This window comes from Bradyrhizobium sp. 14AA, from assembly GCF_054185205.1.
The window spans coordinates 15878-28853 of record NZ_JAVAYM010000034.1 but is presented as its reverse complement, the minus strand read 5'-3'; the positions used below and the strand labels follow the sequence as shown (position 1 = coordinate 28853).

Genomic DNA, 12976 nt, shown 5'->3' with positions numbered 1-12976 from the left:
TCCGCAGCCGGCCGGCGCCGCGACCAAGGCCGCCGCGCGGAAAGTCTCGCCGCTCGGCGTCATCCTGATCATGGCGCCGATCCTGATCTTCACCATGTGCCTCGCCGAGAAATTCGGCGTGCTGGTGCTGCCGAACTGGATGCGCGCCGCGACCGTGTTCGCGCTGCTGATCGCGCTGATGCTGACCGGCATCCCGGTCTCGATCGCGCTCGGCCTCACCGTGATGACGTTCCTGTTCACGCTGACCACGGTGCCGATCGAAGCGGTCTCGATGAAGCTGTTCACGGGCATCGAGGGCTTCGAGATCATGGCGATCCCGTTCTTCATCCTCGCCGGCAATTTCCTCACTCATGGCGGCGTCGCGCGCCGCATGATCAATTTCGCGACGTCGCTGATCGGTCACTGGCATGGCGGCCTCGGCCTTGCCGGCATCGTCGCCTGCGCGATGTTCGCGCTGGTGTGCGGCTCGAGCGTCGCGACGGTGGCCGCGATCGGCGCGATCGTGCTGCCGGAGATGGTACGGCACGGCTACCCCATGCGCTTCGGCGCGGGCATCATCACGGTCGCCGGCTCGCTCGGCATCCTGATGCTGCCGTCGATCCCGAAGATCGTCTACGCGGTCTCGACCAACACCTCGATCGGCGCGCTGTTCGTCGCGGGCCTGCTGCCCGGCATCATGCTGACGACGATGCTCTGCATCGTCACCTGGTGGATTGCACGAAAACGCGATTATCCGCGGCTGCCGAAGGCGAGCTGGGGCGAGACCGTCCGCACCTTCCGCGAGAGCATCTGGGGATTGATGCTGGTCGTCATCATCATCGGCGGCATCTATAGCGGCCTGTTCACCGCGACCGAGGCGGCCGCGATGGCCGCGGTCTACTCCTTCGTCATCGCGGTGTTCGTCTACAAGGCGATCAAGATGGTCGATGTGCCGCGGGTGCTGCTGCGCGCCGCCAACACCAGCGCGATGCTGCTCTACATCGTCACCAACGCGGTGCTGTTCTCCTTCGTGCTCTCCAACGAGAATTTGCCGGCGACGCTGGCGGACTGGATCGCGGCGCAGAACCTCGGCTGGGTCGGCTTCCTGCTGGTCGTCAACATCCTGCTGCTGCTCGCCGGCAATTTCATGGAGCCGAACTCGATCATCCTGATCATGGCGCCGATCCTGGCGCCGGCGGCCAAGAAGCTCGGCATCGACCTCGTCCATTTCGGCATCGTGATGGACGTCAACATGGAGGTCGGCCTCTGCCATCCGCCTGTCGGCTTGAACCTCTATGTCGCCTCCATGATCGCACGAATGCGCATCACCGATCTCGCGGTCGCGGTGATGCCGTGGCTGATCACCATGCTCGGCTTCCTCGTCATCGTGACGTACTGGCCCGACCTGACGCTGTGGCTGCCAAGGGTGCTGGGGATGCATTAGCGAGAGCGAACATGGCTAACGCGCGGTAAACCCGCGCGGTCAAATGCTGCTCTCGTGCGGGGAACGCATTTTTACGGATATGCGGTAGGAACATGCCAGCGGGTGGGGCTGGCATGTTGTTCAACAGAATGGAATCCGGACGGGCGTCGATTTCCGACGCCGTCTATATGGAAGTGATCGCCGGGCTTCATGGCACGGCGACGCCGACCATTCTCGCCGGCGCCTGCCAGGTCATGGTCGGCGCGATCACGATATATGAAACCGGTGACATGGCGACGGTTGCCCTGACGGTCGCCGGCGCCGTCGTGGCCCTTGTCCGTCTCTTCGAGATTTTTGCATTCCGTCGTCGTCTCGGGCGATCGCCGCAGCTCGGTCGGGCCGAGGCCGCGCGCTGGGAGCGGTGCTATGTCGCCGGCAGCATCACGACGGCTTTTGTGCTCGGTGTCTTTGCCGCGCGCAGCATCGTGCTGGGCGATGCGGTCTGCTCGGTGATGGCGATCGGCATCGGCTTCGGATTTGGTGCCGGCGTGGTGGCGCGACTGTCGCTGCGCCCCATCGCGGCATTCATCGATCTCGTCGCGATCGCCGCGCCCGCCGCCGTCGTGACCTTGATGCAGCCCGACCTTCGTCATGTCGGTCTCGGGCTTCTCATCGTGATGTATGTCGCCGCGAGTTTCGAGATGGTGCGGCTGAGCTTCAATGCCTCGGTCAGCCAGATCATGCTCAGACAGCAGTTCGAGCGGCTCGCGCGGTCCGATCCGATGACCGGCGTCTTCAATCGTTCGGTGCTGACGGCCGACTTGCCCGCCATGCTCGCGGCCGGGATGGTTGCCGTCCATACGCTCGATCTCGACCGCTTCAAGGAAGCGAACGACCGCTTCGGTCACCCCGTCGGCGACGCGTTGCTCAAGCAGGTCGCCGGTCGGCTCAAGGCGCTCGCCGCGGCCGAGGATGTCGTGGTGCGGATGGGGGGCGACGAGTTCGTCCTGGTTCAACGCGCGGCCGCCGATGCGGAAGCGATCGCCCGGCGCATCGTGCAGTCGATCAGTGCGCCATATGATGTCGAGGGACAGCTGATCGAGCTCGGGGTCAGCGTCGGCGTTGCCGTCGCGCCGGATGACGGCCGCACCGCGGAAGCGCTGTTGTCGCGCTCCGACAGGGCACTCTATCGGGCCAAGGAGAGCCGCGGTGGCTATGTGCTTGCGCGGGAGGTGCGGATGCCGGATATGGCCGCAGCGTCGGGCCAGACTGTTTCCGAGGGGCTGGCCGCGTAAGGAGCGGTTGGAACCGCAATCGAGATGCGGTTAGATGCCTTCCCAGACAAGACTCGCCGGGGAGGAGCCTCATGAACAACGTCGAAACAGCCGACACGCCAAAGGACGCAACGGCGTCCGTCATTGCGCAGCAGACGGCGATGCTGAATGCGCTGCCGTTTTCCGACACGCGGGATTTCGACGATGCCGCGCGCGGCTTCCTCGGCACGATCGAGAATGCCGAGATCACCAACCCGCAAGGACGAGCGGTCTGGAGTCTGAAGCCCTACGGCTTCCTCGCGGCCGAACAGGCCCCGCCCACGGTCAATCCGAGCCTGTGGCGGCAGTCGCGGCTCAACATGCAGCACGGATTGTTCGAGGTCGTGCCCGGGGTCTACCAGGTGCGCGGGCTCGACATTGCCAACATGACGCTGATCGAGGGCGACAGTGGCGTCATCGTCGTGGACACCCTGACCTCGATCGAGGGGGCGCGGGCTGCGCTCGATCTCTACTTCAAGCACCGAGGCCCGAAACCGGTCGCAGCCGTCATCTTCACCCACACCCATACCGACCATTGGGGCGGCGCGCGCGGCGTGCTGGAGGAGGATGCGCTCGCCACCGGCCGCGTGCCGATCATCGCGCCGAACCTGTTCATGGAGCACGCGGTGTCCGAGAACATCATCGCGGGACCGGCGATGTTGCGTCGGGCGCAATATCAGTTCGGGCCGCTTCTCGCCAAGGGCGTGCGCGGGCAGGTCGATTGCGGCCTCGGCAAGTCGATGGCGGCGGGCTCGGTCGCGCTGCTGCGGCCGACTGACCTGATCATGGCGACCGGCGACAGGCGCGTGATCGACGGCGTCGAGTTCGAATTCCAGATGGCGCCGAACAGCGAGGCGCCGGCGGAGATGCATTTCTTCATCCCGCGCTACAAGCTGTTGAATCTCGCCGAGAACTGCACGCACAATTTCCACAACCTGCTGCCGTTCCGCGGCGCCGACGTGCGCGACGCGCTGGCGTGGTCGAAATATCTGAACGAGGCGTTGCAGCTCTGGGACGGTAAGGCGGAAGCGATGTGCGGCCAGCATCACTGGCCGGTGTGGGGGCGCGAGCGCATCGGCACGATGATCCGCCAGCAGCGCGACCTCTACAAGTTCGCCCACGACCAGACCATCCGCCTGATGAACCACGGCCTCACCGCAGCCGAGATCGCCGAGACGATCCAATTGCCGAAGAGCCTGGAGGGTGCCTGGCACGGCCGCGGCTATTACGGTCACATCCGACACAATGTGAAGGCGATCTACCAGAAATATCTCGGCTGGTACGACGCCAACCCGGTCAATCTCGATCCGCTGCCGCCGGTCGAGTCCGGCAAGAAGTATGTCGAATACATGGGCGGAGCGGACGCGATCCTCGCTCGCGCCCGCACCGATTTCGACAAGGGGGAATTCCGCTTCGTCGCGCAGGCGCTCGGCCATCTTGTTTTTGCCGAGCCCGACAATGCGGCGGCGCGCGCATTGCTGGCGGATACGCTGGAGCAGCTCGGCTACGCCGCCGAGAGCGCGACCTGGCGCAACGCCTATCTGTTCGGCGCGCAGGAATTGCGCCAGGGCATGCCGAAGGTGCCGGCGCGCCCGCCGATGCCGCGCGAGACGCTGGCCGCGCTGCGCACCTCGCAGCTCTGGGACGTGCTCGGCATTCGCCTCAACGGTCCGAAGGCGGAAGGCAAGCACATCGTGCTGAACTGGAGCTTTTCGGATACCGGCGAGACCTTCGTGCTCAACCTGGAGAACTCCGCGCTCACCTATACCGAGGGCGTGCAGGCGGAAGGCGCCGATGCCAGCTTCACGCTCGCGCGCGCGACGCTCGACGAGGTGATCGCGAAGCTGACGAGCTTTCCGGAAGCGGTGGCCGCCGGCAAGGTCAAGCTGTCGGGCAACCCGATGCGCCTTGCCGAGCTGATGGGACTGATGGACGAATTCCCGCGCATGTTCGAGATCGTCGAGCCGAAGCGGGCGGTGGTGGGGTAGGGCGGCGCGGCTCGCTCTTTCCTTCTCCGCTTGTGGGAGAAGGTGGCGCAAAGCGCCGGATGAGGGGTCTCTCTCCGCGGAAAAGCTCTTCGATGCGGAAGCAACCCCTCACCCAAGCGAGTATGCTGCTTGGTTCTTGAGCCCTCTCCCACAAGGGGAGAGGGCACTTTAACCGGCGACCGTGTAGAAAGTTTACTCCGCGCTGCTCACCAGCTTGATCCGCGGGGCCTGTTCCTCGGAGAGGCTGCGATAGGCGGCGAGATAGTCCAGCGCCATGCGGCGCGCGGTGAAGCGCGTCTCGAACTGCTTGCGGATCGCGGCGCGGTTCAGCTGCGGCAGGCGATTGACGACTCCGGCCGCGCTGATGACGTCCTCGACCACGAAGCCGGTGAGGCCCTCGTCGATGATCTCGGGCACCGAGCCGCGGTTGAAGGCGACGACCGGCGTTCCGCACGCCATGGCTTCGATCATCACGAGGCCGAACGGCTCCGGCCAGTCGATCGGCAGCAGCAGGCCGAGCGCGCCGCTCAGGAATTCCGACTTCTCGTGGTCGCTGATCTCGCCGATGAATTCCACCAGCGGATTGTTCTCGATCATCGGCCGGATCAGCTCGTCATAATAGTCCTGGTCGGCGCGATCGACCTTGGCCGCGATCTTCAGCGGAATGCCGCAATGGGTCGCGATCTTGATGGCGCGGTCGACGCCCTTTTCCGGCGCGATGCGGCCGAGCACGGCGAGATATTCCTGCTTCGCGGGCTTTGGCGTCAGCAGATTCTCCGGCAGGCCGTGGTGAATCGTCGTGACCCAGTTCGCCTGCGGCACCGGCCGCCGCTGCGCGTTCGAGATCGAGATGACGGGGACCTTCGAGAAGGTGTTGAACACCGGCTGATGTTCCGGCAGGTCGAGCCGGCCGTGCAGTGTGGTCAGGAACGGCGTCGGCTGCCGGTAGAACAGCGACCATGGATAATAATCCAGGTGGAAGTGGAGGAAGTCGAACTCCTCGTCGTCACATTTCTGCCGCACCCGCTCCAGCATCACCATATGCAGGGCATTGGGATCACGCACGGAACCGTCGAGGCGGAGCGCCTTCGGCCATAATGCATCGAGCTTGCCCGATGTCCGCGAGTCGCCGCTGGCGAACAGCGTGACATCGTGTCCGAGGGCCACCAGCTCTTCCGTCAACCAATGCACCACCCGCTCGGTGCCGCCATACAGCTTGGGTGGAACAGCCTCCGTCAACGGAGCAACCTGCGCGATGCGCATCTCACCATCTCCTTTGTGCGATCATGATCGTAGAAAGCCCCCGCGTACGGCATCGGCAATGCCAGCCAAGGGAACGTTCCCGCACTTGCGAAGTTCCTTCCTCCAAACGTTACATATTCGACACGTCGGGTGTCCGTCGCGATGATGCCATCACATCTTCGCAGATCGTCCGCATCCGCATGTCGTGATGACGTTGCCCGGGAACCGAGGCGAAGCGGTCGATGTTCAATCGATCAGTCACAAAACTGGAATCATCACGACGGGGTCGAGTGTCACATGGATCAGCTTTCTGGATACGCGCGCAGGCCATTTGCCTTTGTCTTGCGCTATCTTCGGCGTCGTCTCGCGTCGCATCTGGTGATCCTGACCGCGGTCGTGGCAGCCGTTGCCTGCTCCGTGGGCACGCAGTACGGCGTCAAATCCCTGGTCGACAGCCTGTCCGCCGGACCCGCACACGGCGGCAGCGTATGGCTGGCATTCATTTTACTCATGTCGCTGATTACCGCCGACAACTTCCTGTGGCGGATCGCGAGCTGGACGGCGAGCTTCACCTTCGTCCGCGTCACCGGCGACCTGCGCCGTGACATTTTCCGTCATCTGACAGGCCACGCGCCGAGCTACTTCTCCGACCGTATGCCTGGCATGCTGACGAGCCGGATCACGGCGACGTCGAATGCGGTGTTCACGGTCGAGAACATGTTCGTCTGGAATGTCTTGCCGCCGTGCATTGCCACAATTGCGGCAATCATGCTGATTGGAACCGTCAGCCCCTACATGGCGCTCGGCCTGATCGTGGTCGCCGGCGGCATGGTGATCGCGATGTTCCATCTGGCCGCCGCCGGCAAGCCGCTGCATGACGATTTCGCCGACAAGGCCGCCGTGGTCGACGGCGAGATGATCGACGTCATCAGCAACATGCCGCTGGTCCGCGCCTTCTGCGGCATCGGCCACGAGCACGAGCGTTTCGACGCGACGGTGAACCGGGAGCTTACCGCGCGCGGGCGCAGCCTGCGCTATCTGGAGAAGCTGCGGCTCACGCATGCCGGCGTGACCGTCGTGCTGACGGTGGCGCTGATGGCCTGGGCGATCACGCTGTGGCAGCAGGGCGAGGCGACCACCGGCGACGTCGTTCTGGTCTGCACGCTCGGCCTTTCCATCCTCAACGCCACCCGCGATCTCGCGGTGGCGCTGGTCGATGTCACCCAGCACGTCGCGCGGCTGACTGAGGCGATTGCGACCCTTCTGGTGCCGCACGAATTGCGTGACCACCCCGAGGCCGAGCCGCTGGTCAAGAGCGGCGCTGCGATCGCGTACAACAACGTCACCTTCGGCTATCCCGGCGGAGGGACGATTTTCGAGCGCTTCAGCCTGCGGCTCCAACCCGGCCAGCGCGTCGGCCTGGTCGGCCAGTCCGGCGGCGGCAAGTCGACGTTGTTCACGCTGCTCCAGCGCTTCTACGACGTGGGCGAGGGCAACGTCACGGTCGACGGTCAGGACATCTCCAAGGTCACTCAGCAGAGCCTGCGCGAGGCGATCTCCGTCGTGCCGCAGGACATTTCCTTGTTCCATCGGTCCATTCGCGAGAACATCCGCTATGGCCGGCCGAACGCGACCGACGATGAGGTGCTGCGCGCGGCGATCGCGGCGCGCTGCGATTTCGTCGAGAGCCTGCCCGAGGGGCTCGACACCATGGTCGGCGACCGCGGCGTCAAGATGTCGGGCGGCCAGCGCCAGCGCATCGCCATCGCGCGCGCCTTCCTGAAGGACGCGCCGATCCTGCTGCTGGACGAGGCCACCGCCGCGCTCGACAGCGAATCCGAGGAGGCGATCCGCGAGGCGCTGTCGCGCCTGATGCGCGGCCGCACCGTGATCGCGATCGCACATCGCCTCGCGACGCTGCGCAATTTTGACCGTGTGGTGGTGCTGAAGAATGGTAAGATCATCGAGGACGGTGCGCCCGACCGCCTGATGCAGGGCCACGGCCCCTATCGGGAGCTGGTGACGCAGGAGATGAGCCGGCTGTCGAAGTTCGCGGCGTAAACCCAACAGTCGCGTTCGCGTTGGTTGCGTTTCGAAACAAGGCGCAGGGGAACAGCTCATGGCAGCCGAAGCCGTAACCCAGATCATTTCCGTATCGCAGACGGTGGAGGCCGTCGCGGAGCAGACGTTCTATATTCCGATGACGGGGCCCGCCGCGCGTCCGCGGCGGTCCCTTAAGCACGACGACACCTTCATCGTGCTCGACAGCCATGGTGACATCGGCGCCTCCGCCGGCGGGCCGGATGGCCTGTTTCACCACGATACGCGTTACCTCGCCCGGCTGGAGCTCGTGCTCGACGACCTCCAGCCGCTGCTGCTGGGCTCGAACCTGCGCGACGACAATTCGGCGCTAACCGTCGATCTGACCAATCCCGACATCTATCGTCAGGGGCGCATCGTGCTCCAGAAGGATCTGCTGCACATCGTGCGCACGATCTTCCTGTGGCGCGGCACCGCCTATCAGCGCATCGGCGTGCAGAACCACGGCGACCGGCGTGCCGGCTTCGAGCTGACGCTGCTGTTCGACAACGACTTTGCCGATCTGTTCGAGGTCCGCGGCGAGCGCCGCCCGCGCCGCGGGACCGGCACGAGCAAGTTGCTCGGGCCGACCGACGTGCTGTTCGAGTATCGCGGTCTGGACGATGCCGAGCGCACCACGGGGCTGCATTTCGATCCGCGTCCGACGCGGCTGTCGGTGAACGCCGCGACCTGGCAGATCGAGCTGGACCCGCATGAATCGAGATCGCTGTTCGTGGCCGCGTCCTGCAACAGGCCGGTCGCGGAGAAACCTGCGCGCTTCTTCCGGGGCCTGCTGGCCCATCGCCGCGAAATGCGGCAGTCGACGATGGGCGCGGCCAGCATCGAGACCTCCAACAACATCTTCAACGAGGTGCTGTGCCAGGCCATGGCCGACCTCAACATGCTGATGACGGAGACGCCGCAGGGGCGTTATCCCTATGCCGGCATTCCCTGGTATTCGACCACGTTCGGCCGCGACGGCCTGATCACCGCGCTCCAGATGCTGTGGGTCGACCCGCGCGTGGCCAAGGGCGTGCTCAGGCGGCTCGCGCATTTCCAGGCCCATGCCGTCGATCCGCTCGCGGACGCCGCGCCCGGCAAGATCCTGCATGAGATGCGCGGCGGCGAGATGGCCGCGCTGCGCGAGGTGCCGTTCGCGCAATATTACGGCAGCGTCGATTCGACCGCGCTGTTCGTCCTGCTCGCCGGAAGCTATTTCGAGCGCACCGGCGACGAGGCGACGCTGATCGAGCTGTGGCCGGCGATCGAGGCGGGGCTCGCCTGGATCGACGGTCCCGGCGACCCTGACAGGGACGGCTTCGTCGAATACCAGCGCGCGACGGAGAAGGGGCTCGCCAACCAGGGCTGGAAGGATTCCTACGACGCGATCTTCCATGCCGACGGCCAGCTCGCCGAAGGCAACATCGCGCTCGCCGAAGTCCAGGGCTACGTCTACGCGGCCAAGCAACTCGCCGCGCGTTGTGCGCTGCGGCTCGGCAAGCCGGACCGCGTGCGCAAGCTCGGGGCCGAAGCCAAGGCGCTGGCGGCGCGCTTCGAGGAGGCGTTCTGGTGCGAGGAGCTCGGCACCTATGCGCTCGCGCTCGATGGCAGGAAGCGGCCTTGCAAGGTGCGGACCTCGAATGCCGGGCAGGTCCTGTTCAGCGGCATGATCCGCGAGGACCGCGCCCGCCTCGTCGCCGCCGACCTGATGCGGCCGCACTTCTTCTCGGGCTGGGGCATCCGCACGGTCGCGCAAGGCGAAGTGCGGTACAACCCGATGTCCTATCACGACGGGTCGATCTGGCCGCACGACAATGCGCTCATCGCACTTGGCCTCGCGCGCTACGGCCTCAAGCATTCGGTGGCGCATGTCTTCAAGGGGCTGTTCGACGCCGCGACCTACATGGATCTGCGCCGCTTGCCCGAACTGTTCTGCGGCTTCCGGCGCGAGAAGCGGCGCGGCCCGACGCTCTATCCGGTCGCCTGCGCGCCGCAGGCCTGGGCCAGCGCGACGCCCTTCACGCTGCTGGAGGCGGCGCTCGGCATCGAATTCGACGTCGCGCGATGCGAGATCCGACTGCGCAATCCGCATCTGCCGACGTTCCTGAACGAGGTGATCCTGCGCGATCTCAGGCTTGGCGAGTCCAGCGTGGATTTGCGCGTCAGCCGCCACGGCGACGACGTGGCGCTGGAGGTGTTGCGCACGCGGGGCCAGATCCAGGTCTCGATCGTGCTGGCGCGCTAGCGGCGCGCCGGGAGGAGGGTGCGATGCGTGCGATCGGAGCGTTGTTTCTGGCCCTGGCGATCGCGGCCGGCCTGACGATCGCCACCTCGCGTGCCGCGGAGGAGCCGCCGGCAGGCCAGAGCGAAGCGAACGCGCCGGCGACACAGCCGCCGGCCTCGGCCGTTCCGGTCACACCGAAGGACGCCGCTCCGCCGCCCTCGGTGACCATCATCGGCGCGAGCGAGGCGCATGGCGTGCTCGGCCGCGACGTCCGCAGCGCCGCGGACGAGGACATGGGCCGCATCGTCGACGTCATCGTGGATCGCGCCGGCCATGTGCGCGCTGCGGCGATCGATTTCGGCGGTTTTCTCGGGGTCGGCAGCCGCAAGATCGTGGTGGACTGGAACGCGCTGCGCTTCGGCAAGATCGCCAACAAGAAGGACAGCATCACGCTGGAATTGACCAAGGCGCAGGTCGCGGCCGCGCCGGAATACAAGGAAGACACGCCGATCGTCGTGCTCGGCGCGTCCGGCAGCCTTCAACCGCTGCAAGCGATCCAGTGAGGTGCAGGGAGGGCTGACCGCCCGTGCTGTTGTCGAGGAAGCCGAACCATGCAGATCGCGGTGGCCGCGTCGACCAGGACAACGTCGCCGCGCCATCGGCCGCAGGCCTTCCGGCGCCGTCGCGCCAGAGCCTGCGCGGCCTCGACTGGTTCATTTTCTTCCTGGCCGACGTGCAGACCGGATTCGGTCCCTTCATCGCGGTCTATCTGACGACCCAGAAATGGACCCAGGTCGAGATCGGCCTCGTGCTGTCGATCGGCGGCATCGTCGCCCTGATCGGGCAGATGCCGGGCGGCGCCATCATCGACGCGGCAAAATCCGAGCGGCTGGTCGCAGCCCTTGCGATCGCGACCATCGGCTTTTGCGCGCTGGCCTATGCCGCGATGCCGATCTTCCCGGTGGTGGTGACTGCCGCCGCCTTGCATGCGGCGGCGAGCTGCGTGCTGGGGCCCGCCATTGCGGCGATCAGCCTTGGCCTGGTCGGCCCGCTCGCGATCGGCGAGCGGCTCGGCCGCAACGCCCGCTTTGCCTCGCTCGGCAACGGCGTTGCGGCGGCGGTGATGGGCACCGCCGGCTATCTGTTGTCGAGCCGATCGGTGTTCCTGGTCACCTTCCTGCTCGCGATCCCGACCCTGATCGCATTGTCGCGCATCCGCGAGCACGAGGTCGACATCGCGCGCTGCCACGGCGAGATGCCGCGCGAAGCGGCTGACCGCGGCGACACCAATATCTGGCACCTGATCCGGCAGCGTCCGCTGATCGTCTTCGCGCTCAGCGTGCTGCTGCTACAGCTCGCGAATGCCGCGATGATGCCGCTGATGGCAAGCGCAGTGACGGCGCGGTCGAGCCAGTGGGCGACGGTGCTCGTCGCGGCCTGCATCATCGTGCCGCAGGCGATCGTGGCGTTGCTGTCGCCGACCGTCGGGCGCAAGGCGCAGATCTGGGGCCGGCGGCCGTTGCTCCTGATCGGGTTCGGCGCGCTGACGATTCGCGGCCTGCTGTTCGCAACGGTGCGCGATCCGTACCTGCTGGTCGCGGTGCAGGTGTTCGACGGCCTCACCGCGGCGGTGTTCGCGGTGATGATTCCACTGATCGTGGCCGACGTCGCCTTCGGCAGCGGTCATTTCAATCTGGCGCAGGGCATCGTCGGCACCGCGACCGGCATCGGCGCGTCGCTGAGCACGGCGCTCGGAGGTTATGTCAGCGACAAGTTCGGCAATGCCACCGCCTTCATCGGACTGTCCGGCGTCGCCGCAACGGGACTTCTCCTGATCCTGCTGATGATGCCGGAAACCCGGCGCACCGGCATGACCGCCACAAAAGAAATGGCCGGCTGAACGAATTCAGCCGGCCAAGTGGGTGGGGAGGAAGAAAGGATCAGGCGTCGAGATTGTGCAGGCGCTGGCGGTTGCGCAGCACGATCTGGCGGGCGCCGGAGAAGCCGAGAATGCCCTGGGCGTGAAGCTGCGACAGCGCACGCGAGACGGTTTCGAGGGTGAGGCCGAGATAGTCGCCGATATCGCGGCGGCACATCGGCAGCGCCATCATGCCGGCAACGGCGAGGCGGCGGTCCATTTCGAGCAGGAAGGTCGCAACGCGCTCCATCGCGGTCTTGCGGCCGAGCAGCAGCATGTGGTCCTCGGCGTGGCGCAGCTCGCCGGCCGTCATGGCCCAGAGCTTGCGGGCAACCTGCACGTCGACGCCGGCGGCCTTCTCGAGGCTGGCGCGCTTCACGAGGCGCACGGTGGTGTCGATGATGGCCTCGGCAGCAAGGCGGTGAGTGGGGCCGGATTCGAGGCCGAACACGTCGCCGGGAAGATGGAAGGCGCCGATCTGGCGGCGGCCGTCGGAGAGGAGCTTGTAGCTGCGCACGGCGCCGGTGACGACCTGGTACACGTATTCGGCCGGCTCTTCCTCGCCGTAGATCTCCTCGTCCTTGCGGTAGGAGAACTCGGTGGCGATGAGGCCGACATGGCCGGTGATCGCGCCGAACTGGTCGGTGACGGGATGGGCAGGGGCAATCTTGCCACCGATTTGGGTGTTGATCGCCTGGGTGTTGATCGTCTGGGTCAGCATCTGCGCCATCTCCGTTGTGATGGCGCATTGATACGCGGTATCGGGGGCTTCGAAAATTTCGAGCGATATCTTAAGGAGCTCTACCTACG

The 12976-nt window shown here is 65.8% G+C and carries 9 protein-coding genes; 7 read left to right on the top strand and 2 right to left on the bottom strand.

Annotation, left to right across the window (positions count from 1 at the left end; all coding sequences use genetic code 11):
- The first annotated feature begins 139 nt into the window (after positions 1-139).
- The 3 genes from RAD15_RS38905 (at position 140) to RAD15_RS38895 (ending at position 4703) form a co-directional block, all read left to right on the top strand.
- Complete coding sequence (locus RAD15_RS38905) at positions 140-1423, top strand: TRAP transporter large permease (RefSeq protein ID WP_458184027.1); 1284 nt, start codon at positions 140-142, stop codon at positions 1421-1423.
- Positions 1424-1536: 113 nt separating this feature from the next.
- Positions 1537-2697, top strand: coding sequence for a diguanylate cyclase domain-containing protein (locus RAD15_RS38900; protein ID WP_458183994.1), 1161 nt, complete (start codon positions 1537-1539; stop codon positions 2695-2697).
- 71 nt (positions 2698-2768) lie between these two features.
- Complete coding sequence (locus tag RAD15_RS38895; protein ID WP_458183993.1) at positions 2769-4703, top strand: alkyl/aryl-sulfatase; 1935 nt, start codon at positions 2769-2771, stop codon at positions 4701-4703.
- A gap of 192 nt (positions 4704-4895) precedes the next feature.
- Here the strand turns inward: RAD15_RS38895 and RAD15_RS38890 are convergent, their stop codons facing one another.
- Positions 4896-5966 carry a glycosyltransferase family 4 protein gene (locus RAD15_RS38890; RefSeq protein WP_458183992.1) on the bottom strand — a complete coding sequence of 357 codons (1071 nt, stop codon included), beginning with the start codon at positions 5964-5966 and terminating at the stop codon, positions 4896-4898.
- Between the two features lie 276 nt (positions 5967-6242).
- Between RAD15_RS38890 and RAD15_RS38885 the strand changes: the two genes are divergently transcribed.
- Genes RAD15_RS38885 through RAD15_RS38870 form a run of 4 tightly spaced genes read left to right on the top strand, consistent with a single transcriptional unit; the run spans position 6243 to position 12148 of the window.
- Positions 6243-8006: an ABC transporter ATP-binding protein gene (locus RAD15_RS38885; protein WP_458183991.1), complete on the top strand. Its 1764-nt coding sequence runs from the start codon at positions 6243-6245 to the stop codon at positions 8004-8006.
- A 58-nt stretch (positions 8007-8064) separates the two neighbouring features.
- Positions 8065-10269 (top strand): amylo-alpha-1,6-glucosidase, encoded by a 2205-nt coding sequence (locus tag RAD15_RS38880; protein WP_458183990.1) that lies wholly within the window; start codon positions 8065-8067, stop codon positions 10267-10269.
- A gap of 23 nt (positions 10270-10292) precedes the next feature.
- Positions 10293-10811, top strand: coding sequence for a PRC-barrel domain-containing protein (locus tag RAD15_RS38875; protein WP_458183989.1), 519 nt, complete (start codon positions 10293-10295; stop codon positions 10809-10811).
- 23 nt (positions 10812-10834) lie between these two features.
- Entirely contained in the window at positions 10835-12148 is a 1314-nt protein-coding gene (locus RAD15_RS38870) for an MFS transporter (RefSeq protein WP_458183988.1), read from the top strand.
- A 40-nt stretch (positions 12149-12188) separates the two neighbouring features.
- Here RAD15_RS38870 and RAD15_RS38865 read toward each other — a convergent pair whose 3' ends face one another.
- Positions 12189-12887: a helix-turn-helix domain-containing protein gene (locus RAD15_RS38865; RefSeq protein ID WP_458183987.1), complete on the bottom strand. Its 699-nt coding sequence runs from the start codon at positions 12885-12887 to the stop codon at positions 12189-12191.
- Positions 12888-12976: the final 89 nt, after the last annotated feature.

Bases quoted from the DNA above. Each gene is read 5' to 3' on its own strand.
- RAD15_RS38905 (WP_458184027.1), top strand. From the start codon at position 140: ATGCGCGCCGCGACCGTGTTCGCGCTGCTGATCGCGCTGATGCTGACC.
- RAD15_RS38900 (WP_458183994.1), top strand. From the start codon at position 1,537: ATGTTGTTCAACAGAATGGAATCCGGACGGGCGTCGATTTCCGACGCC.
- RAD15_RS38895 (WP_458183993.1), top strand. From the start codon at position 2,769: ATGAACAACGTCGAAACAGCCGACACGCCAAAGGACGCAACGGCGTCC.
- RAD15_RS38890 (WP_458183992.1), bottom strand. From the start codon at position 5,966: ATGCGCATCGCGCAGGTTGCTCCGTTGACGGAGGCTGTTCCACCCAAG.
- RAD15_RS38885 (WP_458183991.1), top strand. From the start codon at position 6,243: ATGGATCAGCTTTCTGGATACGCGCGCAGGCCATTTGCCTTTGTCTTG.
- RAD15_RS38880 (WP_458183990.1), top strand. From the start codon at position 8,065: ATGGCAGCCGAAGCCGTAACCCAGATCATTTCCGTATCGCAGACGGTG.
- RAD15_RS38875 (WP_458183989.1), top strand. From the start codon at position 10,293: ATGCGTGCGATCGGAGCGTTGTTTCTGGCCCTGGCGATCGCGGCCGGC.
- RAD15_RS38865 (WP_458183987.1), bottom strand. From the start codon at position 12,887: ATGCTGACCCAGACGATCAACACCCAGGCGATCAACACCCAAATCGGT.